Genomic DNA, 23,245 nt, shown 5'->3' with positions numbered 1-23,245 from the left:
AAGATTCCGCGAATGCACATCACGCTTGCGGGAGACCCGTGGCCATTTGTCGCTTTGGCGTGCACCGACGCGCCTCTGATGCAAACATGCGCTTGAGTTTACGCACGTTGGAGGCCAAAGCTTTATCACTGGGCTCGCAATCCATGGATTCGCCCACCCCACCCAGTACGCGCCCCAGCCGAAGGTCATCAGGAATGCATTCCTCAGCCAACATCCGCGGCATCGTCTTCATGACGCTTGCCATGGCCGGTTTCTCCTGCAACGACGCGCTCGTCAAATCCGTGACAGGCGCCATGAACACCGGCCAGATCATGTTCATCCGCGGCCTGATGACCACGCTGATGATCCTTGTGCTCGCCTATCGTTTTGGCGCCCTGCGTCCGGTTCGCACCGTCTTCAGGCCGGTCATCATGCTGCGCATCGCCATGGAGGCGCTCGCCTCGTTGACCTATATTTCCGCACTCGGCCACATACCGCTGGCCAATGCATCGGCGATCATGCAGGCCTTGCCGCTGGCGGTCACACTCGGCGCAGCCCTCTTCCTTGGCGAGCCGGTCGGCTGGCGGCGCTGGACGGCAATCGTGATCGGCTTTGTCGGCGTGCTGATCGTGCTTCGGCCAGGACCGGAAGGCTTCACGCCGGCCGCCTTGACCGTTGTCGCCTGCGTCTTCTTCACCGCGACACGCGATCTCTGCACCCGCCGCATCGGCAATGACGTGCCGTCGCTGTTCATTACCGTCACGACGGCATCGGTGACGACGCTGGTGGGAGCGGTGCTCATCGTCCCGTTCGGCGGCTGGCAGCCGGTGTCGATGACGTCCTTCAGCCATCTCGCCGGTGCCAGCGTGCTCCTCATGCTCGGCTACCAGACCATCGTCCTCGCCATGCGCGACGGCGACATCTCGGTGGTCGCGCCCTTCCGCTACACGGGTCTTCTCTGGGCGATCACCATCGGCATCGTCTTCTTCTCGGAGGCACCGGACCGCTGGATGCTGGCCGGCGTTGCCATTATCGTTGGCTCGGGTCTTTACACCTTTTACCGCGAGAGCCTGCGCGGCCGACAGGCCGTGGCGCAGCGGTCTGTCGCCGGACCGCTCGAATAAAGGAGCGCAAGGATGGTCGACAACGCCGCCGATTCGGACCGTCGCCCGCCTGCCGTCGTCCTCGCCGGCGGGCGCTCCTCGCGCATGGGCAGCCCTAAAGCCGCGGTGATGCTCGGCGGACAAACCATGCTTGCCCGCGTCGTCGCGCGTCTGTCGCCGCAGGCCGCGAGCATCGCGGTCAACCTCAACATCGATCCGGGCATCGCTCTCCCGAGTGGTGCCCCGGTCATCGCTGACACGATACCTGGCTTGCCCGGCCCGCTCGCCGGCGTGCTGGCCGCCCTGCGCCACGCAAGGAAGGTCGCGCCGGAGGCAAGCCACGTCGTGACCGTGCCGATCGATGCGCCGTTCTTTCCAACCACGCTTGCTGCTCGGCTTCAGGGGGCGCTGATCGTCGGGGACGAGATTGCCGTTGCCTGGTCCCTTGGCGAAATGCATCCGCTGTTCGCACTTTGGCCGCTGGCGATCGCCGACGATCTCGATTCCTGGATCCGCACGGATGAGAAACGCCGCGTCCGCGCTTTCATTGCTCGTCACTCGTCGGTCGCGGTAGACTTTCCGATCGTTGCGACGAAAGCGGGGCCGCTCGATCCGTTCTTCAACGTCAACACGCCGCAGCAGCTTGAAGAAGCTGAAGAATGGCTGAACCGCCTCGAGGATTCCGTAATATGACCCCACCCAAGATATTCGGCATCGCCGGCTGGAAAAATTCCGGCAAGACCGGCCTGATGGTACGGCTCGTCGGCGAAATGACACGGCGCGGTTATATGGTGTCGACTGTCAAGCATGCCCACCACGACTTCGACATCGACAAGGTCGGCGCCGACAGCTACCGCCACCGCGAGGCCGGCGCCCACGAAGTGACGATCGTCTCCTCGACGCGTTTTGCGATCATGCACGAATTGCGCGGCGCGCCCGAGCCCAGCTTCGAGGAAATCCTGGCGCGGCTCGCACCCTGCGATCTCGTGCTGATCGAAGGCTACAAGCGCGAGCCGATCCCGAAGGTCGAGGCGCGCCGGCTGGAATCAGCCAACCGCGAACCGCTCGCGCCGACCGATCCGCATATCGTCGCCATCGCCGCCGACCACCCGGTGACTGACAGCGATCTTCCCGTCTTCGATCTCGACGACACGGACGCGATTGCCGACTTCGTCGAGACGACCACGGGGCTGCGGCGCGAAACTTAATTCTTCCGCAAGCGGTCCAGGTGCTGTTGCGCCTCCGGCAGTGCTCGTGCTGCCTTTTGCAACAGGCGCAAACAAAAAACGGGGCCGGTTGCCCGGCCCCGATTTCCGTTTAGCGAACTGCTGAGCGACTTATCGCTGCGCTACCGGGCGTACCAGCGGGGTGACACGGCGGATCGTCACGCGGCGGTTCTCCTGTTCAGCCTCCGGCGTGCGGATCTTCAGGAACCGCTCGCCATAGCCCTGGGTCACCAGGTTTTCGGCCGGGACGCCATAGACCTCGGTCAACAGCACCGCGACAGACTCGGCACGCTCGTCGGAGAGCACCAGATTCGATCGGTCGGAGCCGACGGCATCCGTGTGGCCCTCGATGAAGAAGGTTTCGCCCGGATCCTTCTCGAGCACCTTGCTCATTGCGTCCGCGACATTGCGAAGCGTCTTGGCCTGTGTCATCGACACCTCGGCACTGCCGGTGGCGAATTCGATGGTGTCGAGATCGATACGACGAACCTTGTCGCGCAGGCGCGCGGAATTGCGAACCTCATCGATGGTGTAGACGCGCTCGACTTGCTCGACCGGCGGCTCGGACAGGAACTCGTAGTAGTCCCGGTCCGGATCTTCGGCCACATCGACGATATACTCGTCGACCGGTATGCCAAGACGCATCGGCGGCAGTTCGTAGCCGACGTCGACGATCGCCGGCCGGTCATCTTCGTATTCCGGCGTGTACATCATCACATATTCATCGCCGTTCCTATCGACGCGCGTGCGCGTCAGGATATCGCCGTAACGATTATAGACGGTGACGATCTGGTAGCCGCCGGGGCGAACGATCGTTTCGCGGACGCGGCCGCCTGAAAGATTGTCGTAGTACGACTCTTCCGAATTCTGCCGCAGACGCGGCCGATCGTCGCCCCTGACGAAGATGCGATCGCCAACGCCGAGGATCACGCGATCGTCAACCTGTTCGACGACCTGCACTTCCGTCACATTGTTCTCCGTAACGTTATTGACGGTCGTGTTGTTGATCACCGTGTTATTGATGACCGTGTTGTTGACGATGTTGGTCGTTTCCGGCACGGCAAAGGCCGGCGCTTCCTCGACCCGCGCGCCCTCCTCCTTCAGCACGGCCTCGATCCGTTGCGAAAGTTCCTCCTTGCTCTCGACGGGGATCGCCGCCTGTGCCTGCGCAGAAGCATCGTCGGTGGGAGCAGCTACGCTTTCCTGCTTGGCGCGCAGTTCCTCGCGCTGCTTGCGCCGGGCCTCGCGCGACTGGTTGCCGCCGGCATTGTCGGCGTCCTTGTCGCTGTCGAGCACGGCCGCACCCTTTTCGACGGGAAGCACAACGGTCTCGTCGGACGCCGCCGGATCCTCGGCGACCTTCTGCTTTTCTTCCGTCGTGCGCTCGTCGACGACTTCGGGAGCGGGCTGCCCTTGGGACTGCTCGCCTTCCGCCGTTGCCGGCTGTTCCGCACCCGGAACCGGCTGCTGCTCGCCCTCGCCCGTCTGCTGGGCTGGAGCCTCCGTCGCCGGCTGCTCGGCGGTCGTTCCGCCTTCAGGAACGACGGCCGGCTGCTGGGCAGCCTTTTGCTCGTCGGTTTGGCGCTGCTCCTCGGCCTGTTGCTGACGTTTCTTGCGGGTCGGGGCCTGCTCTTCAGCCTGCTGCGGGGCGCTTTCCTCGGCCGCGGGCTGCAGTTCTTCGGCTTGTTGCTGGCGCTTCTTGCGGGTGGGAGCCTGCTCTTCCGCCTGCTGCGGAGCGCTCTCCTCGGCGGCGGGCTGCTGCTCCTCGGCCTGTTGCTGGCGTTTCTTGCGCCTTGGAGCCTGCTCCTCGGCCTGCTGCGGGGCGCTCTCCTCGGCGGCGGGCTGCTGCTCCTCGGCCTGTTGCTGGCGCTTCTTGCGCCTTGGAGCCTGCTCTTCGGCCTGCTGCGGAGCAGCCTCTTCGGCCGCCGGCTGCTGCTCTTCGGCCTGTTGCTGGCGCTTCTTGCGTCTTGGAGCCTGCTCCTCGGCCTGCTGCGGGGCGCTTTCCTCGGCGGCAGGCTGCTGCTCCTCGGCCTGCTGCTGGCGCTTCTTACGCCTTGGCGCTTGCTGCTCTTCGGCCTGCGGCTGCTGTTCTTCCGCCTGTCCCTGGGACTCCTCCTCGGCGGCACGCTGCTTGCGCTTCTTCAGCAGCAGCAAATCTTCCGGCGACGGCTGTTCGGTGCCTTCCTGCGCGACTTCGAACGGCGCCATCAGGCTGTCGGCAAGCGCTGGTTGGACCGCAAGGGAAGCCACGAAAACGGGCAAGGCAACCGTTGCGAAAAGTTTGGATCGAATGGACATTGTCTTCCTTCCTCTTGTGGCCCGGCGTCCTCGAGCGCCGCGCCACAGTTCAAGCCGCATCGCGTCGGCACAGGGCCATGACCGGTGGTTCCGGCATTTTTGTGTCGGCCGAAAGTCCGTAGTCGAACTCCGCAGCCACCGATCGGTTCCGTCCAAAGGCCTATCGAAGCCGACATTAACCATTCCTGAACGGATCGTTCATCCGCCCCCTCAACGATGCGGCTTAAGAGGACAACATTTCGGGTTTCGCGGTGGGCGACGCCGCTTTCCTGTTGATTTTTACCGGAAAAGCGTACGAATATCGCCGCAACCGGCGGCAACCCCCGCCGGCGCGATTTGGCATCCGCGCACAAGAACAGACCGGATGCCGGCCAACAGAGAGGATAATCATGCGTATTTCCAGACGGCTGGTAGCCGCCGCATCGGCTGCCGTTTTCGTGCTCATGGCGGGCACCGCCATGGCGGAGGGCGAAAAGGTCGTGATCGGCACCGAGGGCGCTTACCCGCCCTTCAACAATCTCGCGGCGGATGGCTCGCTGACGGGCTTCGACGTCGACATCGCCAAGGCACTTTGTGAGGAAATGAAGGCCGAGTGCACCTTCGTGACGCAAGACTGGGAAGGGATCATCCCGGCGCTGATCGCCAAGAAGTTCGACGCGATCATCGCCTCCATGTCGATCACCGAGGAACGCAAGCAGAAGGTCGATTTCACCAACAAGTACTACAACACACCGCCGGCGATCGTCGTACCGAAGGATTCGCCGATCACCGAGGCGACCGAAGCCGCCCTGCAAGGCAAGATTCTGGGCGCCCAGGCTTCCACGACCCATTCCAACTATGCGGAAGCGCATATGAAGGGCGCGGAGATCAAGCTTTACCCGACCGCCGATGAGTACAAGCTCGATATCGCGAACGGCCGCGTCGACGCGGTCATCGACGACGTCGTCGTGCTCTCCGAATGGCTGAAGAGCGAAGATGGCGCTTGCTGCAAGTTGCTCGGCACGCTGCCGGTCGACCCGGTGATCAACGGCGAAGGCGCCGGCATCGCCGTTCGCAAGGGCGACGATGCACTGCGCGAGAAGTTCAACAAGGCGATCGAAGCCATCCGCGCCAACGGCAAGTACAAGGAAATCAACGAAAAGTACTTCCCCTTCGACGTCTACGGCAGCTGATCGCCCGCGTCTCCCGCGACGATCTACTGCATGTCTCCTTAAATCGACCTCGATTTAAGGACGAAGACATGCAGCAATTCAAAGTGCTACAGCGACCTTTGCGCGCCTGATAGGGCGCGCGGCGCTGCAGCAGTGATGCCGAGAAAGTCTCGGTTGATGAAGAGAATGCAACGGCGGATGGGCTTGCCCTTCCGCCGTTTTTGTTTGACAAGAAAAACAATACTAAGCGCCTTCGGCGCCAATAAGAATGACCAGGGGAACGTAACGGCATGAGCGGACTATCTGCCGCCATTTATTCCGGTACAGCCGGGATCCTTTCGATCATCGATCCGTTCTGCGGGCCGGCCGGGATCTTTCGTTGGTTCGCGTCCGGCACGCTCCTGGCGTGCGGCGATAGCGGCTGGGGCGACGAGATCGCCTACGGCTTCCTCGTGACCGCGAGCCTCGCGATAGCCACCCTGCCCCTCGGACTGGCGATCGGCTTTTTCATCGCCCTTGCCAAGCAATCATCGGAAAGATCGCTGCGGTTGTCGGCCAACATCTACACGACGATCTTTCGCGGCCTTCCGGAACTCCTGACGCTCTTCATCGTCTATTACGGCCTGCAGATCCTGGTGCAGCAGTTTCTCGCGACGCTCGGTTATGAGGAGCCTATCGAGATCAATGCCTTTGTCGCCGGCATGATCGCGCTCGGCGTCGTTTTCTCCGCCTATTGCTCGGAGGTGTTGCTTTCCGCCTTCAAGGCCATTCCGCAGGGCCAATACGAAGCGGGCGATGCCCTCGGCTTTCACCGCGGCAAGACGATGCGGCTCATTATCCTGCCGCAGCTCATACGCATCGCGCTTCCCGGTCTCGGCAATCTCTGGATGGCGCTGCTCAAGGATACGGCCCTCGTTTCGGTCGTCGGCCTGCCCGACATTCTTCGCCAGACGGGCATCGCGGCGCGCATGACCAAGCAGGCCTTTCAGTTCTTCGGCGTTGCCTGCGTCCTGTTCCTCGTCCTGGCGATGATATCGTCCGTCGTATTCTCGGCGCTCGAGCGCTCCACCAAACGTGCGGAGATGCGCCGATGAGCATTGCCGAAACGATGATTCCACCGCAAGCGCCGCCGCCCGCCCCGCCGAAGCCCTACACGCTCGCTCGCTTCTTCGGCAGCGTCGCCCTCGGCGTTTGGCTGGCCTTCGCCGTCGGCATCTTCCTGACAATCGTGAACGGCTGGGACCCGGAGAAATTCTCGCGCTACGGACCGAGCTTCCTCTCCGGTCTCGGCGTGACGCTGATCCTCGTCATCTCTTCGATCCCGATGGGGGCCGTCCTGTCGTTCCCCGTCGTGCTCGGGCGCATGTCGAAGAACAGGTTCTGGTCCTGGATTGCCTATATCTACGTCTATTTCTTCCGCGGCACGCCGCTGATTGCCCAGCTCTTCCTCGTTTATTACGGTCTCGGCAGCTTCCGGCCGCAGCTCGAATCGATCGGCCTTTGGTGGTTTTTCCGCGACGCCTGGAACTGCGCGCTCTTCACCTTCACGCTGAATACCGCCGCCTATCAGGCGGAAATCCTGCGCGGCGCCATCGAGAGCGTGCCGCGCGGCCAGCATGAGGGGGCGGCCGCCCTGGGCCTGCCGGAGCGCATTGCCTTCTTCAAGGTCATCCTGCCGCAGGCGATGATCGTGGCACTGCGCCCCTATGGCAACGAGATCATCCTGATGATCAGGGCTCGGCTATCGTCGCGATCGTTACCGTCTTCGACCTGATGGGAGAGACCCGGCGCGCCTTTTCCCGCACATTCGACTTCCAGATGTATGTCTGGGCGGCGGTGCTGTATCTCCTGATCGTAGAGTTGCTGCGCAATATCTGGGCCTGGATCGAAGCGCGGTTGACGCGTCATCTCAAGCGCTGAGGCGCAACGCCGCGTAGCAAGCAGACTTGGCAGCACTCACCACCTCTTGCTGCCAAGTCCTTGTTTTTTCGAGTTAATCTCCAACGCTACGCCAATATTAGGTCTTGATTAACAAATCAAGCGCTTCATCATAGGGACCAACCTTTGTTGGAAGCGAGGTCCTTGATGACGAACGACATGGAACTGCAGCTCAACGGGTATGGCCTGACGACGGCTCAGATACTCTACCGGATGCCCGACCATCCCGCCCTGTTGCAGACCTATATCTGGCAGCACTACGATATCGCCCCGGACTTTCCCGAAATGCGGAGCTTTCTCAGGTTCTGGCAGGAGAAGCTGGACGGACCGCTGCATTCGGTCCGCTATGTGCATCGCAAGCTCATATCGGCGACGGAATGGCGGGCGCTCAAGGGCGAACTCATTCTGCACTGAGAATTTCGCTATTACGTCCCGCGCTGTCCGGCGCGCTCAGACATGCACCTCGCCATGGGCAAGTTCGCCCTCGTGGGCTTCCTTGTGAAGCGACCCGTAGAGGACGACGCCGTAGAAGAGCGCAACGCCAATCATGACGCTCCAGCCTGGCAGGAGGCCCAGAGCGGCATTCTCGGTAAAGTCCGTCCAAGAACGGACATGGCCGAAAGGAACGCCGTTGGACGACATCTTCGGCGACGATATCTTCAGCGTCCAGGCGAGCAGCAGGATCAGGTACATCCAACAATAGTTGCGCTGCAGCCGTCGGCAAACCGCCTCCTTGTAGGTCATCAGGAAGGCTGGCCTGCGAAGGCTTTTGGCAATCGCCGCCGACCACTTGAAACTCTGCGTGCCTTCCGGGGCGAGGATCTGTGCGAAATAGCCGCGCTCGAGTTGCCGCACGCGGGCGCGATAGACATCGAAGAAGCGGTAGCGTCTGGCTTCGATCAACAGAAGCAAGGTGATCAGCAGTATCGCAAAGAGCAGCACGCCGTGGTGCGAGGACGGCGTCGACAGCGACACGGAAAGCATTGCCGCGACGACAGTGATTGCCCAGTTGGACGTGCGGTCGATGCGATCGCGCCAGCCGGCCATCCGCCCCAGTTCGCCGCGGTAGTAGTGCACGATTGTGTTGATCGTCTCCTGCGACGTCTGCGGCAGGGGCGGACCGTGCCTCTCCGGCACCTCCGTTTCCAATGTCAGCGGGCTCAGATCAGCAGACATCGGCATCCTCCCGATTTCTCATCCTTTTCATGATCATGACTCCAATTGCCTTGCGGATAAATCCCGCCAGGCAAGGCACCACCGATTTCTTGAGCAAATGCTAAATGTGCTCTGTCCCACCGGCCCCGCATGAGGAAACGAAATGGCAAGTAAGGACGGCCGCCGAGAGGCGATTGCCAAAGGCCTCCCGCGGTCGTAAGAAGCGCGCATGACGCAAAAGAACAAAAAGATCGACGAGGAAGCGCTGGCGGAAGCCTATAACCGCGCCCTTTCCCTGGAAAAGTCCGGCAACTTCGACGCCGCCGCGGCAGCTTACCGCGAGGTGCTGGACCTCGATCCCGACGATCACGGAGGCGCTTCGGTCCGGCTTGCCTCGATGGGACGGGGCGAGACGCCGTTCAAGGCCCCGGATGCCTATGTCGCAACCCTTTTCGATCAGCATGCAGACGTCTTCGACAATGTGCTTGTCGATCAGCTCGGCTATTGCGTGCCGCTGCTCGTCCGCCAGCGCGTCCAGGCTTTGGATCTCGGATCCTTCAAGCGGATACTCGATCTCGGCTGCGGCACGGGTCTGACCGGCGGCGCATTGCGCGATCTGGCAGAGGACATCACCGGCATCGACCTTTCCGAGAACATGGTCGAGATCGCCCATGAGAAGGACCTCTACGAGACGCTCTACGTCGCCGAAGCGATCGATTTCCTCGACGACAATGAAGAAGCGCCGTTCGACCTGATCGTCGCCACCGATGTGCTGCCCTATATGGGCGCGCTGGAGGCCCTGTTCTTCGGCGCCGTCGACAACCTCGTACCGGGCGGCCTTTTGATCTTCTCCAGCGAAACTCTTCCCGAAGAGACATTTGCCGGCAAACCCTTCATGGTCGGCCCGCACCAGCGTTTCGCCCATTCGGAAGCCTATCTGCGCGATCGGCTCACGGCGACCGGGTTCGAGATCGTCGAGGTGACCGACATCACCGTGCGGATGGAAGAAGGCGAACCGATTGCCGGGCAATTGGTGATCGCACGCTTTCTTTAGGATCTGAAGCTGACATCGCGGATCCGGGGGACGCTCTTGCTCCTGCGCGGCGAAATCCTAATTTCCTCGAATGGAACTTGTCGAAGTCTTCCAGCGTCTCGGTGTCGCATTCTCTGTCGGCCTTCTCGTCGGATGCGAGAGAGGCTGGCAGGAGCGTGACGAGCGCTCGGGCGGAAGAACTGCGGGCATCCGGACCTTCGGGCTCTCCGGCTTTCTTGGCGGACTTGCCGGTTACCTTCAGACGCTTGCAGGTCCGGTCGCGCCGGCGGTCCTGATGCTGCTGTTCGGCGCCGCCTTCGTCCTGTTCAGAATGCGCGAGGCAAAGGAAGAAGAGGATTTCGGCGTTACAACGGTCGTCGCGGCTCTCCTCGTCTTTGCGTTGGGTGCGACAGCGGTCGTCGGTGACGTGCGGGTCGCCGCAGCCGGCAGCGTCGCGACAACCGCGCTGCTTGCCGCCAAGCGCAGCCTCCACACTTTCCTGCGGCAGTTGACCTGGCTCGAGCTGCGGGCCGCTCTCGTTCTTCTCGCCATGACCTTGGTCGCCCTGCCACTGCTCCCGAACGAGACGGTTGATCCGTGGAATATACTCAACCCATTCGAACTGTGGCTGTTGACGATTACGATCGCCGCCATCTCATTTGCCGGCTATGTCGCCATCCGCGTTGCCGGCCCCGGTCGCGGCATTCTGTTCGCCGGCGCGGCCGGCGGCCTGGTTTCCTCGACCGCGCTGACGCTTTCTTTCGCGCGCTTCGCCGCGGAGGCGCCGGAGAGTGCCCGGCGACTGGCGTCCGGCGCGGCGATAGCCGGCGCCCTGTCGCTCATCCGCGTCCTCGTCATCGGTGCGGCCTTGGCGCCGATTCTGCTCGTGCCGCTAGCGATTGCGCTCGTTCCGGCGGTATTGATCATGCTGGCTGCCAGTGTGGTCGTCATCCTTCGTGACTCCAGCAAGAAGGGCGCACCGGATCTCCATCTCGACAATCCGTTCGAACTGGGCGAGGTGCTGCGTTTCGGCGCCTTGCTGGGCGCCGTGATCGTGGCTTCAAAGGTCCTGGTCGACAGGATCGGCGCAACCATGCTCTTTGCCGTCGCCGCCGTATCGGGCCTGATGGACCTCGATGCCATCACGCTCTCGACGGCGCGCCTCACCGGAACCACGGTCGATATCACCACCGCCGTTGCGGCCATCCTGATCGCCGTTGTGGTCAATCTGCTCACAAAAGTCGTGTTGGCCTTCACAGCGGGCGGCAAAGGACCTTACGCGGTCACGCTTGCGGTGGCGACCGTCGTTGCGATCTCCGCCGGCGCCCTCGGCTACTTCATGCTCGGTTCCTTCGTTCCGGCATCATTCATGCCGGCATGAAATGGTAGTTACGACCTGCGCTCGGCCTTCCTCCTTCCGCCCAATTCCGCTAAATCTTTGGCCAATTGTAAACAGGAGCTTTCGCAATGGCCAAAGTCGCATTCCTCGGTCTCGGCGTCATGGGTTATCCGATGGCCGGCCACCTCAAGGTTCGTGGCGGACATGACGTGACCGTCTACAACCGCACTGCCGCCAAGGCCGAGCGTTGGGCGGCCGAGTTTGGCGGACGCGCCGCCGCGACGCCCGCCGAAGCGGCAAAGGGCCAGGAGTTCGTGTTTGCTTGCGTCGGCAACGACGACGACCTTCGATCGGTGACAGTAGGCACGGACGGCGCCTTCGAGACCATCGCCTCCGGCGCGATCTTCATCGACAATACGACGGCCTCCGCCGAAGTTGCTCGCGAACTCTATGCCGCTGCCGGCGCCAAGGGCGCCCATTTCATCGATGCGCCGGTTTCCGGCGGCCAGGCGGGCGCCGAGAACGGCGTGCTGACGGTCATGTGTGGCGGCGATGCCGAGGCCTTCGATAAGGCGAAGCCGGTGATCGAAGCCTATGCCCGTATGGTCGGCCTGATGGGACCGGCGGGTGCCGGCCAGCTTACCAAGATGATCAACCAGATCTGCATTGCCGGCCTCGTCCAGGGCCTTGCCGAAGGCATCCATTTCGGCAAGAAGGCAGGGCTCGACATTGAAAACGTGATCGACGTCATTTCCAAGGGCGCGGCCGGCTCCTGGCAGATGGAAAACCGCCACAAGACGATGAATGCCGGAAAATACGATTTCGGGTTTGCCGTCGACTGGATGCGCAAGGACCTCGATATCGTGCTTGCGGAAGCCCGGCGCAACGGCGCCAAGCTCCCCGTGACCGCTCTCGTCGACCAGTTCTATGCCGAGGTCCAGGCCCTCGGCGGCAGCCGCTGGGACACGTCCTCCCTGCTCGCCCGGCTCGAAAAGTGACGCTCTCGCCGGCATCCTCGGCGGAAGAGATCATCGATCATCTGCGCAGCATTGCCTCCGCGGAAAACCGGGCCGGCATGGCACGCTTCGGCATCGCGACCGAAACGGCGCTCGGCATTTCCAATGTCGAGCTTCGTCGCATCGCCCGGCTGACAAAGGCCGAGCATGCCCGCGCCCTCGAACTCTGGCGATCCGGCATCCGGGAGGCGCGCATCCTGGCGGCCTATACCGCCGAGCCCGAGGCATTGACGGTCGACGACGCACGTCTTTGGGCAGCCGACTGCAACTCCTGGGAAGTCGTCGACACCGTGGCCGACCTGTTCGTCGCCGCCCGGTTCGAGCAAGTGTTGATCCCGGAATTCGCCGCCGACAGCCGGGAATTCATCCGCCGGCTTGCCTTCGCGATGATCGCCACCTGCGCGGTGCATCTGAAACAGGCGCCGGATTCGGCACTGCTCGTCTGGCTGCCCTTGATCGAGGCCCATGCCGACGACGAGCGCAATTTCGTGAAGAAGGCGGTCAACTGGGCGCTGAGGCAGATCGGCAAGCGCAGCGCCGCCTGTCACGGGCCGGCTCTGATGCTCGCGGAAAAGCTCGCCGCGAGTGCCAACCGCGCGGCGCGCTGGACAGGCAAGGACGCCGCTCGGGAACTGACCGATGCAAAGGTCCGCAGCAGGTTGGGACTTGCGGATTGAAACAGGAAAATGCCAGCGAAATCGTGATGATGAATGCGGAAGCGAAACTTCCGCATCAACTACGACGGAACTAGTCCTCGTTCGATTTCGCCTGGTCGATGACCATGTAGTCGAGCGGCAATTGCGTCGTATACTTGATCTGCTCCATGGCGAAGGCCGAAGAGACGTCGCGGATCTCGATCTTGGCGATCAGCCGCTTGTAAAAGGCGTCATAGGCGGCAATATCCGGCACGACGACGCGCAGCAGATAATCGACGTCGCCGCTCATGCGGTAGAATTCGACCACTTCCGGAAAATCGGCAACCACTTCGGAAAAGCGACGCAACCATTCCATCGAGTGGGCGCTGGTGCGAACCGAAACGAACACCGTCACCTTGGTGTTGACCTTGACCGGATCGAGCAGCGCGACGCGACGGCGAATGACGCCATCCTCTTCCATCTTCTGGATGCGCCGCCAGCAGGGCGTCGTCGAAAGCCCGACCTTCTTGGCGAGGTCGGCGACGGCCAGAGTCGAGTCCTCCTGCAGAAGACGCAGGATCTTGCGGTCCAGACGGTCCATGGAAAATCCTCTCGAATATTTTTCCCTCTATAGCGCGGAATTTATGAAAAGAAAGAAAATTGTTTCACCGGATCAGCGCTTCGACCCGTTCGCGCAGATAGGGAAGCAGTTCTGTCTCGAACCACGGATTCTTCCGCAGCCAGCCGGTATTGCGCCAGCTCGGATGCGGCAAGGGCAATATCGCGGTGCCGATGTTGCGCTTCACATACCGCTCCCAGTTGCGGACGGTGTCGGTCATCGATTTCGGACAGTCGGCTCCGATATGCCAGCGCTGCGCATGGTGGCCAACCGCCAATATGAGCTCGATCTGCGGCATGGCGTCCATCGCCCGCCGCCGCCACAGCGGCGCGCATTCGGCTCGCGGCGGCAGGTCGCCGCCATGCCTGTCGTAGCCTGGAAAGCAGAAACCCATAGGAACGATGGCGAAGTTGCGCGGATCGTAGAAGGCGTCGCGGTCGACCGCGAGCCATTGCCGCAACCGGTCGCCCGACGCATCGTTGAAGGGAAGCCCGCTTTCATGCACCCGCAAGCCCGGCGCCTGGCCGGCAATGAGGATGCGGGCGGTGGCGGAAAGGACTGCCACGGGCCGCGGCTCATGCGGCAGGCGATGGCCCTCGCCGCGCGCCGGATCGTCGCGACAGAGGCGGCAGGCCGCGATCGCGGCCCGCAACTCCCGCAGCCGCTCCTCGTCGCTAGGCACCGACGAACTCCTTCGCGATCTTCCAAGCCTGGTCTTCGAGCCACTGCACGATGAGTTCAAGCCAATCGCCGGCCCGGTGCGGCGCCTCCTCGGCTTTGCCCTGGGAACGGCGCCATTCCTGCGGGCGGACGAAATCCCCTGCCCACAGCCCGGCTTGGCTGTCGCGCGCAAAAGCCTCTTCCTCGTGGTAGAGCCCATAGCTGACGGCATGACCGGAGAGAACCATCTCGCGGCCGATGTCGCGCCCACCGGCTTCGCACAGGCCGAGCTCACGGCCGTAGCGGTCGTGGCCATGGAGGCGGCAGCGCGTCGTCGCTCCATCTATGAGGCCCTCTAGACGCTGCTGCGCCTCCGCACCACAGCTCCATCCCGCCCCACCACGCTGACACGTCTGACCGATTTCCGGGGCGTCGATACCCTCGATACGCACACGACGGCCGTTGAGCCGCAGACTGTCTCCGTCACTCGCGACGGCGGCGCCGCGCAGCTCCCCGGTTACGGCCGCTTCCGGCGGCGGCAGCCTGGAAGCGACATAGGCGCCAAGGCTTAGCAGGAGCAGGAAAATCCAGCCGCCGATCAGGCTGCCGCGCCCCTGCCGGCGGTCGTTCCGCGTCGATGTGGTCCCCGGTCGCCCAAAAGCGAAACGCCGGTTGGCCTGCGCCTGCCTTCCGCCACCGACAATACGGAACTTGCGTTGCCCTGGCTTCAAGCGGTGTCCTCCCTGTCTGGCATCGGCTTCCCTGTTGTCACGCAACGGAGAGGCAAAAACCCAATCGCGCCACAATGGTTGTCGAATCCTTCCCACTGCATGTTTCCTTAAATCATGCGATTCAAGGATAAAACATGCAGCAATTCAAAGCGCTACAGCGCCCCCTAGCGCGTCTGAAAAGACGCGCGGGCGCTGTAGAGGGCAGCAACTTCTTAAGGATTGCATCCTAGACTGCAAGCCAACGCAATTCCCGATCCACGAGCATGAGCATCGCTGTCAGCACATCGACTGATAAGATCATCGTCGACAAGTCGCGAAACCATCGGAACAAGGCTGTTTCGAAGGCGGTGCGCGCGACCCGCCAGCGGCTGCAGACCGGTTCGTCCGTGCCCGCCGGCTTCGACCGCGAAATGCTCCTCCTCCACATCGATGCCGTCCTGCACGGCGCCGTTGCCCTCCCCCTGCTGGTCGGTTTGATTTCGGCGATCGGCCTCTATCTCTCCGAGGAGCCGAGCATTCTCCTTTGGGGCCTGATGGCGCTTTCGGCCCATGCGGTCACGGTCTTCCTGGCACGCAAGGCGAAGCGCCAGAACATCGGCGCGGAGAAAGTCGCCATCTGGCGCCGCCGCTTTCTCGCCGGCCAATTGCTCATGGGATTGTGCTGGGCGATCTTTGCCCTCCATGACTGCAGCGCCTGCGGCGAGATTCAATTTGCTCTCTTCGAAGGTACCGGGCTGTTCATCGCCCTTGCGGCCACTGCAATGGGCACGTTCCTGCTGCGCAACGCCTTGGTCTATACCTTCCTTCCGGTCGTCGCCGCGCTCGGTTTCTCGTCGCTGACGGCGGGCGATCCCATTCATGTCGGACTGACCGGCATCCTGTCGCTCTCGCTCGTTTTTCTGGCCTTCATGACGGAGCGCATGAACAAGGCGAATGTGCATATCCTCTCCATGCAGTCGGAAAAGGACGACCTGATCGCCGAACTCGAAGTGGCGAAGTCCATGTCGGACGAGGCGCGCCGGCGTGCCGAAGAGGCAAACCTCGCCAAGTCCCGCTTCCTTGCATCGATGTCGCACGAGCTGCGCACGCCGCTCAATGCCATTCTCGGCTTCTCGGAAGTGATGTCGACGGAGGTGCTGGGGCCGCTCAACAATCCGACCTACAAGGAATACACGGTCGACATTCACCGCTCCGGTGAGCATCTGCTGAACCTCATCAACGAGATCCTCGACCTGTCCCGCATCGAAGCCGGTCGGTACGAGCTCAACGAAGAGGCGGTCAATCTCGCCGAGATCGCCGAGGATTGCATCGGCATGGTGCAGCTCCGCGCCCGCGGCAAGAACATCACGATCGGGTCGCAATTCGAGACGGCCATGCCCTCCGTCTGGGTCGACGAGAAGGCGATACGCCAGGTCGCACTCAATCTCTTGTCGAACGCCGTCAAGTTCACGTCTGCCGGCGGGGAAATCACCGTCAAGGTCGGCTGGACGGCCGGCGGCGGACAGTACATCTCGATCAAGGACAATGGCCCGGGCATTCCCGAGGAAGAGATTCCGATCGTGCTCTCCGCCTTCGGCCAGGGCTCGATCGCGATCAAGAGCGCCGAGCAGGGCACCGGACTTGGCTTGCCGATCGTCCAGGCGATCCTCGCCAAGCACAATGGCCAATTCATCCTGCGCTCGAAGCTTCGCGAAGGCACCGAGGCAATCGCCATCCTGCCGCCCCGCCGCGTCCTGCAGAGCCTGCCGCCGGTCGAGGACGTCCCCTCGCCCGCACGCCGCCGCAAGAGCTTCGCCTGAAAGACGAGGCGCACTACAGCGCCGCGCGTCTTATCAGGCGCGAAAAGGTCGCTGTAGCACTTTGAATTGCTGCATGTCTTTGTCCTTAAATCGAGGTCGATTTAAGGAGACATGCAGTAGCCGTCGTCAGCCAAGGTAGCGCCCCAGGAACACCACGTAAAAGGCGTAGGTGGCGTTCGCCAGAATGAGGCAGAGGCAGGCGAAGGATCCGAGATCCTTGGCGTGCTTGCCCATGTCCGAGATTTCCGGCGAGACGCGATCGACGATCTCTTCGATCGCCGTGTTGATCGCTTCGAAGGCCATCATCAGCAGGAACAGGATGGCCATCGCGACATATTGGAAGACGCTGGCGCCGGCGATGACGAAGGCGGCCATTGCAACGGCGAAGGCCATCAGCTCGTGGCGAAAGGCCGCCTCGCCGATCAGCCGCTTCGCGCCGCCCAGCGAATAGCTCGCGGCCGCAAAGAGATGCCGGATGCCGGTATGCTTTGTGACAGGGGCCGCTTGACCGTGACGGGAGGTGGTGTTCTTGGCGTCCATTTCATCTCGACGAGCTTGACTGTGCAGCTTCGACATTGCGATTGCGGCGAATGCGAGGCCGGCTTCAATCGAAGAACGCCCCCGCATCCCCCGATAGGCGAGAAGGCGCTCCGCTTCAAGACCGCAGTTGCCAAGCATAACATGGCTGACAGTCGACCGACAGGAATGGACCAAGCCGAGGCGTCAGTCCTTGTTGCTGACACCGGCCTGGGCGAAGGTTGCCATTCCGCTATGGCAGGCGGCGGCCGCCTTGACGATGCCTGCGGCAAGTGCGGCGCCCGTGCCCTCGCCGAGCCGCATGCCGAGCGCCAGCAGCGGCGTCTTGCCGAGCTTCTCGATAGCACGAATGTGGCCGGGCTCTCCCGAGACATGGCCGATCAGGCAATGGTCGAGTGCTGCCGGGTTGGCTGCCTTGAGGATCGCCGCGGCTGCGGTTGCCACATAACCGTCGACGATCACCGGCACCTTCTGCATGCGTGCCGCGAGGATGGCGCCAGCCATGGCCGCAATTTCGCGCCCTCCGAGCCGGCGCATCAGTTCGAGCGGATCGGACAGGTGATCGCGATGAAGCGCAACGGCCCTCTCGACGGCCGCGATCTTGCGCTTCAGCACTTCGCCTTCGGAGCCCGTGCCCGGACCGACCCATTCCTCCGCGGTCCCGCCATAGAGGCCGAGATTGATGGCGGCGGCGATCGTCGTGTTGCCGATGCCCATTTCGCCGATGCAGAGCAGGTCCGTGCCGCCGGCGATCGCCTCCATGCCGAAGGCCATCGTCGCGGCGCAGTCGCGTTCGGACAGGGCCGCTTCCTCGGTGATGTCGCCGGTCGGATAATCGAGCGCCAGGTCGAAGACCTTGAGCCCAAGGTCATGGGTGACGCAGATCTGATTGATGGCCGCCCCGCCGGCGGCGAAATTCTCCACCATCTGGGCCGTAACCGACGAGGGGAAAGGCGTGACGCCCTGCCTGGTCACACCGTGATTGCCGGCGAAGATCGCCACGAGCGGCCGGTTGACCGCAGGCGGACGGCCCGTCCAGGCGGCGAGCCAGAAAGCGATTTCCTCGAGACGGCCGAGCGCACCGGGCGGCTTCGTCAGTTGCGAATCCCGCTCGCGGGCCGCAACGAGTGCCGCCGCATCCGGTCCCGGCAGGTTTCGCAACAACTCGCGGAAATCATCAAACGGCAGGCCGCTGGCACTCATGGGGAATCCTTGCTGAACGAAGGGTGGTTCGGCGCCCGTCATAGAGGCTGCCAGCGCTTCCGGCAACGGCATTTGCGCCAAATGCTGTCGCCGGAGCATGATCCGGCAAAGGGCCGGCGATTCGGGCGGCTCCGACCTGGGAGGGACAATGCGCTTTATCGGCGATCTCTGCGATGATCTGGCGCGATCGGTGGCGTTCCTGAGCCGCATCCCCATGCCTCGGCGCCATTTCGCCGATCATGACGGTCGGCTGAGCCGCGCCGTGCGCGCCTTTCCGCTCGCCGGCATTCTGATCGCCCTCCCCGCGGCGCTGCTGGCAGCGCTCCTGGACGTGCTTCAGGCGAGCTCGCTGTTCACCGCTTTCCTGATCGTCGCCGTGCAGGCGCTCGTCACCGGCGCCCTGCACGAGGACGGCCTCGGCGACACGGCCGACGGCCTGGGCGGCGGCCGCGATCGCGACGCGGCACTGGCCATCATGAAGGATAGCCGCATCGGCACCTATGCAGCGGTGGCGCTCATCCTTTCCTTCGGCCTTCGCGTCTCGGCACTCGCCGCCTTCCTGCCGCTTCTCTCTCCCTTTGGTGCCGCGTCTGCACTTCTCGGGACTGCCGCCCTCAGCCGCACGGCCATGGTCTGGCACTGGTCGCGTCTGCCCCCGGCGCGCCGCGACGGTGTCGCCGCGGCAGCAGGCATTCCGGAACCGCGCGCGACATCTCAGGCGCTTGGCTCCGGAGCGATTCTCTCGCTTCTGCTGTTCTATGCAGCCGGGATTCCGCCGATTGCAGCCCTGCTCGCTTTCGCCGCATTCGCCGTCACTGTGTTGGGCTTCGGCAGGATTGTCGGTCGCAAGCTCGGCGGCCATACCGGCGACACGATCGGCGCCACGCAGCAGCTGACGGAAATCGCAGTGCTGGGCGCCCTTGCGCTGGCAATCTGAAAGGCCGATATAATCTCGACGAAACTAGGGTCAGGACCTATTAAATTAATCCATTCTGTTCCGGTCCATGGGATTGGATGGAAGAAAACAAGCGCAAGGCAAGACCCGAAGGTCTTGTCGAGCATTGTTTTCGATCAGGCGGCCCATGGACCGGAACCCGAAGGGCGCGGCGGATTTCGCGCCTGACCGCGTCGGGAAGATTTGAAAATGTTCGGCATTTCCTGCATCTTCCCTCCTAGTCAGACACGAAATCCGCCGCGCAGAATGGATGAATTTAATAGGTCCTGCCCCTAGACCAGAGCACGCCAAGCCGATGGAATCTCCCTGCATTCTCGTCTGCGCAATCGACGACCGGACAGGCTACTGTTTCGGCTGCGGGCGCACGCGAGATGAAATCGGCTCCTGGACGCTCTACACCGATACGGAACGGCACAGCATCATGCTGGCGCTGCCGGCGCGGCTGGAAACCGTCGAGCGAAAGCCGCGACGCGAAACACGCCGGACGCGGCTGGCGCGGGAACGAAGCGGCACATGAACCGTCTGATCCTTCTGCTGGCAATCCTGGCCATCGGCCTTGCACTCCTCATCTTCAATCACGACAGCGGCCAGACCCTCGGCATGAACAATGACGACTTCGGGCGGCTCGTCTCGCTCGGTGCCATTGCGACGCTGTTGGCGGCCGGGGTAATCCGCAGCCGACGCCATTTCGGAGAGAGTGTGCGCCTGATCGCCGTATGGCTGCTGATCGCCGTTGGCCTCGTTTCCGGCTATGCCTATCGCGTCGAGCTTCAGGCCTTCGGCGACCGGGTGCTCTCCGAACTGATGCCCGGCCCGACGATGGTCGTCACCGACAGCGAGGGGCAGCAGGAAGTCGTGCTGCGCAAGCGCCTCGACGGCCACTTCCAGGCCGACGCGACGATCAATGGCGAGGAGGTCAGCATGCTCGTCGACACCGGGGCCAGCAGCATCGCCCTCACCTACGAGGACGCCGAGCGGATCGGCCTCGATCCGGAAAATCTCGGCTATACCCTGACCGTGATGACGGCAAACGGGCCGGCCCTCGCCGCGCCTGTGACGCTGGAGCAAATTGCGATCGGTCCGATCGAGCGCCGCAACATCCGGGCAACCGTCGCCGCGGAAGGCAAGCTCGACCGCAGCCTGCTCGGCATGAGCTTTCTCTCGACCCTTGACTCCCTGCAGATGCGGACCGATGAACTGCGGCTGCGGGACTAGAGCTTGGCAGTTGCGACGGTTCTCGGCGCTCCAATCTGGCTGCGGCCGAGCCGTTGGCTAAGGGGCACGGGCCGCTGTCAGGCGGCCGTGATCCGTTCGCGGTACTTGTCGATGATGACGGCCAGGATGATCACGACGCCGGTGATCAGCTGACGCATGAAGTCGCTCAGTCCGAAGAGGATGAGGCCGTTCGCCAGAACGCCGATGATGCAGGCGCCAAGCAAAGTTCCAATGACGCTGCCGCGTCCGCCACTAAGGCTCGTTCCGCCGATAATGACCGCAGCAATGGCGTTGAGTTCGAAGCCGATGCCGATGATCGGGCTGGCGATGTTGAGCCGCGCCATGTAGACCATCGCGGCAATGCCGACCAGGACGCCGGCGATCGTGAACGCCGCGATCTTGTAGGTCATCAGCGAGTGGCCCGCGAGGCGAACGGCTTCCTCGTTATTGCCGATCCCATAGAGCAGGCGCCCGAACACGGTCTTCGAAAGCACGAACCAGGCAATCGCTACCAGGGCAAGCGCGATCAGGAAGACGACCGGCACGCCGTAGATCATCTGCGAGCCAAAGGCGTTGAAACTCGGCGGAAAGGAATAGATCGTGCGGGCATCCGTGACCTGCAGCGCCGCGCCGCGGGCGATGTTGAGCATGCCGAGCGTCACGATAAAGGACGGCAGTCCCCAGAAGGCGCTGATCCAGCCGTTCAAGAAGCCGCAGAGCGCACCGGTTCCGACGGCTGCAAGGGTCGCCAGGCTCACCGCCTGAAAGACCGAGAGGTCCGGAATGGTCAGCACCGAACCGCCGACGACGGCGCAGAATGCCAGCATGGAGCCGACCGAGAGATCGATACCGCCGATCAGGATGACGAAGGTCATGCCGATGGCGAGGATCAGGTTGATGGTGATCTGCGTCAGGATGTTGGAAATATTGTTGGGCGACAGGAAGTGATCGGTCGTCAGGGCGAAAAACAGGATGAGCAGCACGAGTGCGATCCCGATGCCGGCGTCGCGCAGCAGCAGCTTCATCGAGACTGCCGGAGCGGCCGTGGCCGTCGCAGTTGGTAGGTTTTCGTCGAGTTGCATGTCAGTGCCCCGTCTGTCGTTTTTCGCCCTGGTAGGCGTAGGTCAGGATCTTTTCTTCGGAGAATTCGGCGCGTGGAAGCGAGCCGACGATGCGATGCTGCGACATCACCATGATCCTGTCGCAAAGCGTCATCAGTTCAGGCAGTTCCGAGGAGACCACGAGGAGAGCAAGGCCGCGTTCGGCCAGTCGCCGGATCAAGGCGTAGATCTCCGCCTTGGCGCCGACATCGACGCCGCGGGTCGGTTCATCCAACAGCAGGATTTCCGGCTTGCGCGCGAGCCATTTGGCAAGAACCACCTTTTGCTGATTGCCGCCCGACAGCGTCGCGGCGTTTTTGCCGGGGCCGCCATATTTCAGCTTCAGATCGGCTCCGAGCTTTTCGGTCAGGGCATTTTCGGCCCTTTGATCGAGCAGGCCCGCGCGCGACACATCTGCCAGAGAGGCCATCGTGACGTTGGCGGCGATCGGCATTGACAGGATCAGCCCTTCTTCCTTGCGGTCTTCGGTGACGAACCCGATTCCCGCGCGGATCGCATCGCGGGGGGAGCGCAGGGCTGCCGGTTTGCCGTCCCTCATCAAGGTGCCTGACAGTGGCGGTTCGGCGGCAAAGATGGCGCGCAGCAATTCGGTACGGCCGGAGCCTACGAGACCGGCGATCCCGAGAATTTCGCCCTTGTGAAGATCGAAGGAGATCCCGTCTTCATGGGGTGATTGCGCATGGCGGAAGTTCACCAGCGACAGCACTGTTTCGGAGCGCGCTGACGATCCGATGCTGTGGGTCATCTCCTTTTGCAGTTGCTGCCCGACCATGGCGCGGACCAGCTCGTCCTGCGTCGTCTCGCCAATCCGGCGGCTTGTGACCGTCTCACCATTGCGCAAGACCGTTACCCGGTCGCACAACTTGAAAACCTCGTCGAGGTGATGCGAGACGAAAATGATCGACACGCCACGCCGCCGCAGGTCGTCGATGATTGCGAACAGCCGCTCGGTTTCGCGCGACGTCAGGGTGGCGGTTGGCTCGTCCAGTATGAGCACCCGGCTCTCGGTCATCAGCGCACGGGCGACCTCGACGAGCTGTCGATGGGCGATGCCGAGCCGTTCCACCGGCCAGCGGACGTCGATATCCTTCAGTCCGATGGCATCGAGAGCGGTTCTGGCGCGTGTGTTCATGTCGCGGCGCTTCACCACTCCGAGGGCGTTGCGCGGCAAATGCTCGATAAAGATGTTCTCGGCGACCGAGAGAAACGGGAGCAGGTTGAACTCCTGGTGCACGACCTGCAGGCCGCGCGCCTTGGCATCCCGCGGTGTGTGCGGCGCATAGGCTTCACCAGCCAATGTGATGGCTCCGGAGTCGGGCTTGACAATGCCGCAAAGCACTTTGATGAGGGTGGACTTTCCGGCGCCGTTCTCGCCGATAAGTCCGTGCACCTCTCCGGGTGCGACGGAAAGCGTCACGCCCGCCAGCGCAACGGTTCCGCCGAAGCGTTTGCGAATGTCGTGAAGCTCGAGAAGCGGCTGCGCCACGCTGTCGACGTGGGCAAGGTTCGTATTCATGGAAACACCCCTGCGG

23 protein-coding genes and 1 pseudogene are annotated in these 23,245 nt (G+C 62.8%); 15 read left to right on the top strand and 9 right to left on the bottom strand.

The window, feature by feature from the left end:
* Positions 1–194 precede the first annotated feature (194 nt).
* Genes N181_RS09010 through mobB form a run of 3 tightly spaced genes read left to right on the top strand, consistent with a single transcriptional unit; the run spans position 195 to position 2,290 of the window.
* Entirely contained in the window at positions 195–1,103 is a 909-nt protein-coding gene (locus tag N181_RS09010) for a DMT family transporter (RefSeq protein ID WP_014328556.1), read from the top strand.
* Positions 1,104–1,115: 12 nt separating this feature from the next.
* The gene (gene mobA / locus N181_RS09005) at positions 1,116–1,775 is read left to right on the top strand and encodes a molybdenum cofactor guanylyltransferase MobA (RefSeq protein ID WP_037396681.1); all 660 of its coding nucleotides are present in this window, start codon (positions 1,116–1,118) and stop codon (positions 1,773–1,775) included.
* Entirely contained in the window at positions 1,772–2,290 is a 519-nt protein-coding gene (gene mobB / locus N181_RS09000; protein WP_014328558.1) for a molybdopterin-guanine dinucleotide biosynthesis protein B, read from the top strand. The genes mobA and mobB overlap by 4 nt, the downstream gene beginning before the upstream one ends.
* 129 nt (positions 2,291–2,419) lie before the next feature.
* On the opposite strand, the gene N181_RS08995 is transcribed toward mobB, so the two are convergent.
* Entirely contained in the window at positions 2,420–4,606 is a 2,187-nt protein-coding gene (locus N181_RS08995; protein ID WP_060563341.1) for an OmpA family protein, read from the bottom strand.
* Positions 4,607–4,995: 389 nt separating this feature from the next.
* Here N181_RS08995 and N181_RS08990 point away from each other — a divergent pair, with 389 nt between their 5' ends.
* From N181_RS08990 to N181_RS08975, 4 genes and pseudogenes are all read left to right on the top strand, one after another.
* Positions 4,996–5,778 carry an ABC transporter substrate-binding protein gene (locus N181_RS08990; protein ID WP_014328560.1) on the top strand — a complete coding sequence of 261 codons (783 nt, stop codon included), beginning with the start codon at positions 4,996–4,998 and terminating at the stop codon, positions 5,776–5,778.
* A gap of 269 nt (positions 5,779–6,047) precedes the next feature.
* Positions 6,048–6,851 (top strand): ABC transporter permease, encoded by an 804-nt coding sequence (locus tag N181_RS08985; protein ID WP_037400630.1) that lies wholly within the window; start codon positions 6,048–6,050, stop codon positions 6,849–6,851.
* Positions 6,848–7,677 (top strand): annotated as a pseudogene (locus N181_RS08980) (ABC transporter permease). Before N181_RS08985 ends, N181_RS08980 begins: the two are co-directional and overlap by 4 nt.
* A gap of 165 nt (positions 7,678–7,842) precedes the next feature.
* Positions 7,843–8,109, top strand: coding sequence for an usg protein (locus N181_RS08975; RefSeq protein WP_037400627.1), 267 nt, complete (start codon positions 7,843–7,845; stop codon positions 8,107–8,109).
* 36 nt (positions 8,110–8,145) lie between these two features.
* Here N181_RS08975 and N181_RS08970 read toward each other — a convergent pair whose 3' ends face one another.
* Positions 8,146–8,871 carry a DUF2270 domain-containing protein gene (locus N181_RS08970; RefSeq protein ID WP_037400625.1) on the bottom strand — a complete coding sequence of 242 codons (726 nt, stop codon included), beginning with the start codon at positions 8,869–8,871 and terminating at the stop codon, positions 8,146–8,148.
* A gap of 208 nt (positions 8,872–9,079) precedes the next feature.
* On the opposite strand from N181_RS08970, the gene N181_RS08965 reads away from it, so the two are divergent.
* The 4 genes from N181_RS08965 to N181_RS08950 all read left to right on the top strand — a co-directional run bounded on the left by N181_RS08965 (position 9,080) and on the right by N181_RS08950 (position 12,915).
* Positions 9,080–9,904, top strand: a complete 825-nt coding sequence (locus N181_RS08965; RefSeq protein ID WP_037400622.1) for a class I SAM-dependent methyltransferase — start codon at positions 9,080–9,082, stop codon at positions 9,902–9,904.
* A 70-nt stretch (positions 9,905–9,974) separates the two neighbouring features.
* Positions 9,975–11,264, top strand: coding sequence for an MgtC/SapB family protein (locus N181_RS08960; RefSeq protein WP_037400619.1), 1,290 nt, complete (start codon positions 9,975–9,977; stop codon positions 11,262–11,264).
* 86 nt (positions 11,265–11,350) lie between these two features.
* Entirely contained in the window at positions 11,351–12,220 is an 870-nt protein-coding gene (locus tag N181_RS08955) for an NAD(P)-dependent oxidoreductase (protein ID WP_037436835.1), read from the top strand.
* On the top strand, positions 12,217–12,915 hold the full coding sequence (locus N181_RS08950; RefSeq protein WP_037400611.1) for a DNA alkylation repair protein: 699 nt from the start codon (positions 12,217–12,219) through the stop codon (positions 12,913–12,915). Before N181_RS08955 ends, N181_RS08950 begins: the two co-directional genes overlap by 4 nt.
* Before the next feature lie 70 nt (positions 12,916–12,985).
* Here the strand turns inward: N181_RS08950 and N181_RS08945 are convergent, their stop codons facing one another.
* From N181_RS08945 to N181_RS33015, 3 genes are all read right to left on the bottom strand, one after another.
* Positions 12,986–13,474 carry an Lrp/AsnC family transcriptional regulator gene (locus tag N181_RS08945; RefSeq protein ID WP_037400610.1) on the bottom strand — a complete coding sequence of 163 codons (489 nt, stop codon included), beginning with the start codon at positions 13,472–13,474 and terminating at the stop codon, positions 12,986–12,988.
* A gap of 64 nt (positions 13,475–13,538) precedes the next feature.
* Positions 13,539–14,174 carry a uracil-DNA glycosylase family protein gene (locus tag N181_RS08940; protein WP_037436838.1) on the bottom strand — a complete coding sequence of 212 codons (636 nt, stop codon included), beginning with the start codon at positions 14,172–14,174 and terminating at the stop codon, positions 13,539–13,541.
* The gene (locus N181_RS33015; RefSeq protein WP_037400595.1) at positions 14,167–14,883 is read right to left on the bottom strand and encodes a thermonuclease family protein; all 717 of its coding nucleotides are present in this window, start codon (positions 14,881–14,883) and stop codon (positions 14,167–14,169) included. The genes N181_RS08940 and N181_RS33015 overlap by 8 nt, the downstream gene beginning before the upstream one ends.
* Before the next feature lie 263 nt (positions 14,884–15,146).
* Between N181_RS33015 and N181_RS08930 the strand changes: the two genes are divergently transcribed.
* On the top strand, positions 15,147–16,682 hold the full coding sequence (locus tag N181_RS08930; RefSeq protein ID WP_037400593.1) for a sensor histidine kinase: 1,536 nt from the start codon (positions 15,147–15,149) through the stop codon (positions 16,680–16,682).
* A gap of 126 nt (positions 16,683–16,808) precedes the next feature.
* Here N181_RS08930 and N181_RS08925 read toward each other — a convergent pair whose 3' ends face one another.
* Together N181_RS08925 and cobT are read right to left on the bottom strand one after the other, a co-directional pair.
* Positions 16,809–17,222 carry a diacylglycerol kinase gene (locus N181_RS08925; protein ID WP_037400603.1) on the bottom strand — a complete coding sequence of 138 codons (414 nt, stop codon included), beginning with the start codon at positions 17,220–17,222 and terminating at the stop codon, positions 16,809–16,811.
* Between the two features lie 183 nt (positions 17,223–17,405).
* Positions 17,406–18,422 (bottom strand): nicotinate-nucleotide--dimethylbenzimidazole phosphoribosyltransferase, encoded by a 1,017-nt coding sequence (gene cobT / locus N181_RS08920; protein WP_014328572.1) that lies wholly within the window; start codon positions 18,420–18,422, stop codon positions 17,406–17,408.
* Between the two features lie 148 nt (positions 18,423–18,570).
* On the opposite strand from cobT, the gene N181_RS08915 reads away from it, so the two are divergent.
* The 3 genes from N181_RS08915 (at position 18,571) to N181_RS08905 (ending at position 20,592) form a co-directional block, all read left to right on the top strand.
* Complete coding sequence (locus tag N181_RS08915; RefSeq protein ID WP_037400591.1) at positions 18,571–19,359, top strand: adenosylcobinamide-GDP ribazoletransferase; 789 nt, start codon at positions 18,571–18,573, stop codon at positions 19,357–19,359.
* A gap of 313 nt (positions 19,360–19,672) precedes the next feature.
* Positions 19,673–19,894, top strand: a complete 222-nt coding sequence (locus tag N181_RS08910) for a DUF1289 domain-containing protein (protein ID WP_037400589.1) — start codon at positions 19,673–19,675, stop codon at positions 19,892–19,894.
* Positions 19,891–20,592 carry a TIGR02281 family clan AA aspartic protease gene (locus N181_RS08905; RefSeq protein WP_060563340.1) on the top strand — a complete coding sequence of 234 codons (702 nt, stop codon included), beginning with the start codon at positions 19,891–19,893 and terminating at the stop codon, positions 20,590–20,592. Before N181_RS08910 ends, N181_RS08905 begins: the two co-directional genes overlap by 4 nt.
* A 77-nt stretch (positions 20,593–20,669) precedes the next feature.
* Here N181_RS08905 and N181_RS08900 read toward each other — a convergent pair whose 3' ends face one another.
* Complete coding sequence (locus tag N181_RS08900) at positions 20,670–21,674, bottom strand: ABC transporter permease (protein WP_037400585.1); 1,005 nt, start codon at positions 21,672–21,674, stop codon at positions 20,670–20,672.
* A 1-nt stretch (position 21,675) separates the two neighbouring features.
* Positions 21,676–23,229 (bottom strand): sugar ABC transporter ATP-binding protein, encoded by a 1,554-nt coding sequence (locus N181_RS08895; RefSeq protein WP_037400583.1) that lies wholly within the window; start codon positions 23,227–23,229, stop codon positions 21,676–21,678.
* Between the last annotated feature and the right edge of the window lie 16 nt (positions 23,230–23,245).

Source organism: Sinorhizobium fredii USDA 205, assembly GCF_001461695.1.
GTDB lineage: Bacteria > Pseudomonadota > Alphaproteobacteria > Rhizobiales > Rhizobiaceae > Sinorhizobium > Sinorhizobium fredii.
The sequence above is the reverse complement of the archived record's forward strand: the minus strand, read 5'-3'. Positions and strand labels throughout refer to the sequence as shown.

Excerpts from the sequence above, each read along its gene's own strand:
- N181_RS08945 (WP_037400610.1), bottom strand. The coding sequence starts at position 13,474 with ATGGACCGTCTGGACCGCAAGATCCTGCGTCTTCTGCAGGAGGACTCG.
- N181_RS08910 (WP_037400589.1), top strand. The coding sequence starts at position 19,673 with ATGGAATCTCCCTGCATTCTCGTCTGCGCAATCGACGACCGGACAGGC.
- N181_RS08900 (WP_037400585.1), bottom strand. The coding sequence starts at position 21,674 with ATGCAACTCGACGAAAACCTACCAACTGCGACGGCCACGGCCGCTCCG.
- N181_RS08960 (WP_037400619.1), top strand. The coding sequence starts at position 9,975 with ATGGAACTTGTCGAAGTCTTCCAGCGTCTCGGTGTCGCATTCTCTGTC.
- N181_RS08975 (WP_037400627.1), top strand. The coding sequence starts at position 7,843 with ATGACGAACGACATGGAACTGCAGCTCAACGGGTATGGCCTGACGACG.
- N181_RS09010 (WP_014328556.1), top strand. The coding sequence starts at position 195 with ATGCATTCCTCAGCCAACATCCGCGGCATCGTCTTCATGACGCTTGCC.
- mobB (WP_014328558.1), top strand. The coding sequence starts at position 1,772 with ATGACCCCACCCAAGATATTCGGCATCGCCGGCTGGAAAAATTCCGGC.
- N181_RS08985 (WP_037400630.1), top strand. The coding sequence starts at position 6,048 with ATGAGCGGACTATCTGCCGCCATTTATTCCGGTACAGCCGGGATCCTT.
- N181_RS08930 (WP_037400593.1), top strand. The coding sequence starts at position 15,147 with ATGAGCATCGCTGTCAGCACATCGACTGATAAGATCATCGTCGACAAG.
- N181_RS08925 (WP_037400603.1), bottom strand. The coding sequence starts at position 17,222 with ATGGACGCCAAGAACACCACCTCCCGTCACGGTCAAGCGGCCCCTGTC.
- N181_RS08955 (WP_037436835.1), top strand. The coding sequence starts at position 11,351 with ATGGCCAAAGTCGCATTCCTCGGTCTCGGCGTCATGGGTTATCCGATG.
- N181_RS08895 (WP_037400583.1), bottom strand. The coding sequence starts at position 23,229 with ATGAATACGAACCTTGCCCACGTCGACAGCGTGGCGCAGCCGCTTCTC.
- cobT (WP_014328572.1), bottom strand. The coding sequence starts at position 18,422 with ATGAGTGCCAGCGGCCTGCCGTTTGATGATTTCCGCGAGTTGTTGCGA.
- N181_RS08990 (WP_014328560.1), top strand. The coding sequence starts at position 4,996 with ATGCGTATTTCCAGACGGCTGGTAGCCGCCGCATCGGCTGCCGTTTTC.
- N181_RS08970 (WP_037400625.1), bottom strand. The coding sequence starts at position 8,871 with ATGTCTGCTGATCTGAGCCCGCTGACATTGGAAACGGAGGTGCCGGAG.
- N181_RS08995 (WP_060563341.1), bottom strand. The coding sequence starts at position 4,606 with ATGTCCATTCGATCCAAACTTTTCGCAACGGTTGCCTTGCCCGTTTTC.
- mobA (WP_037396681.1), top strand. The coding sequence starts at position 1,116 with ATGGTCGACAACGCCGCCGATTCGGACCGTCGCCCGCCTGCCGTCGTC.
- N181_RS08905 (WP_060563340.1), top strand. The coding sequence starts at position 19,891 with ATGAACCGTCTGATCCTTCTGCTGGCAATCCTGGCCATCGGCCTTGCA.
- N181_RS08915 (WP_037400591.1), top strand. The coding sequence starts at position 18,571 with ATGCGCTTTATCGGCGATCTCTGCGATGATCTGGCGCGATCGGTGGCG.
- N181_RS08965 (WP_037400622.1), top strand. The coding sequence starts at position 9,080 with ATGACGCAAAAGAACAAAAAGATCGACGAGGAAGCGCTGGCGGAAGCC.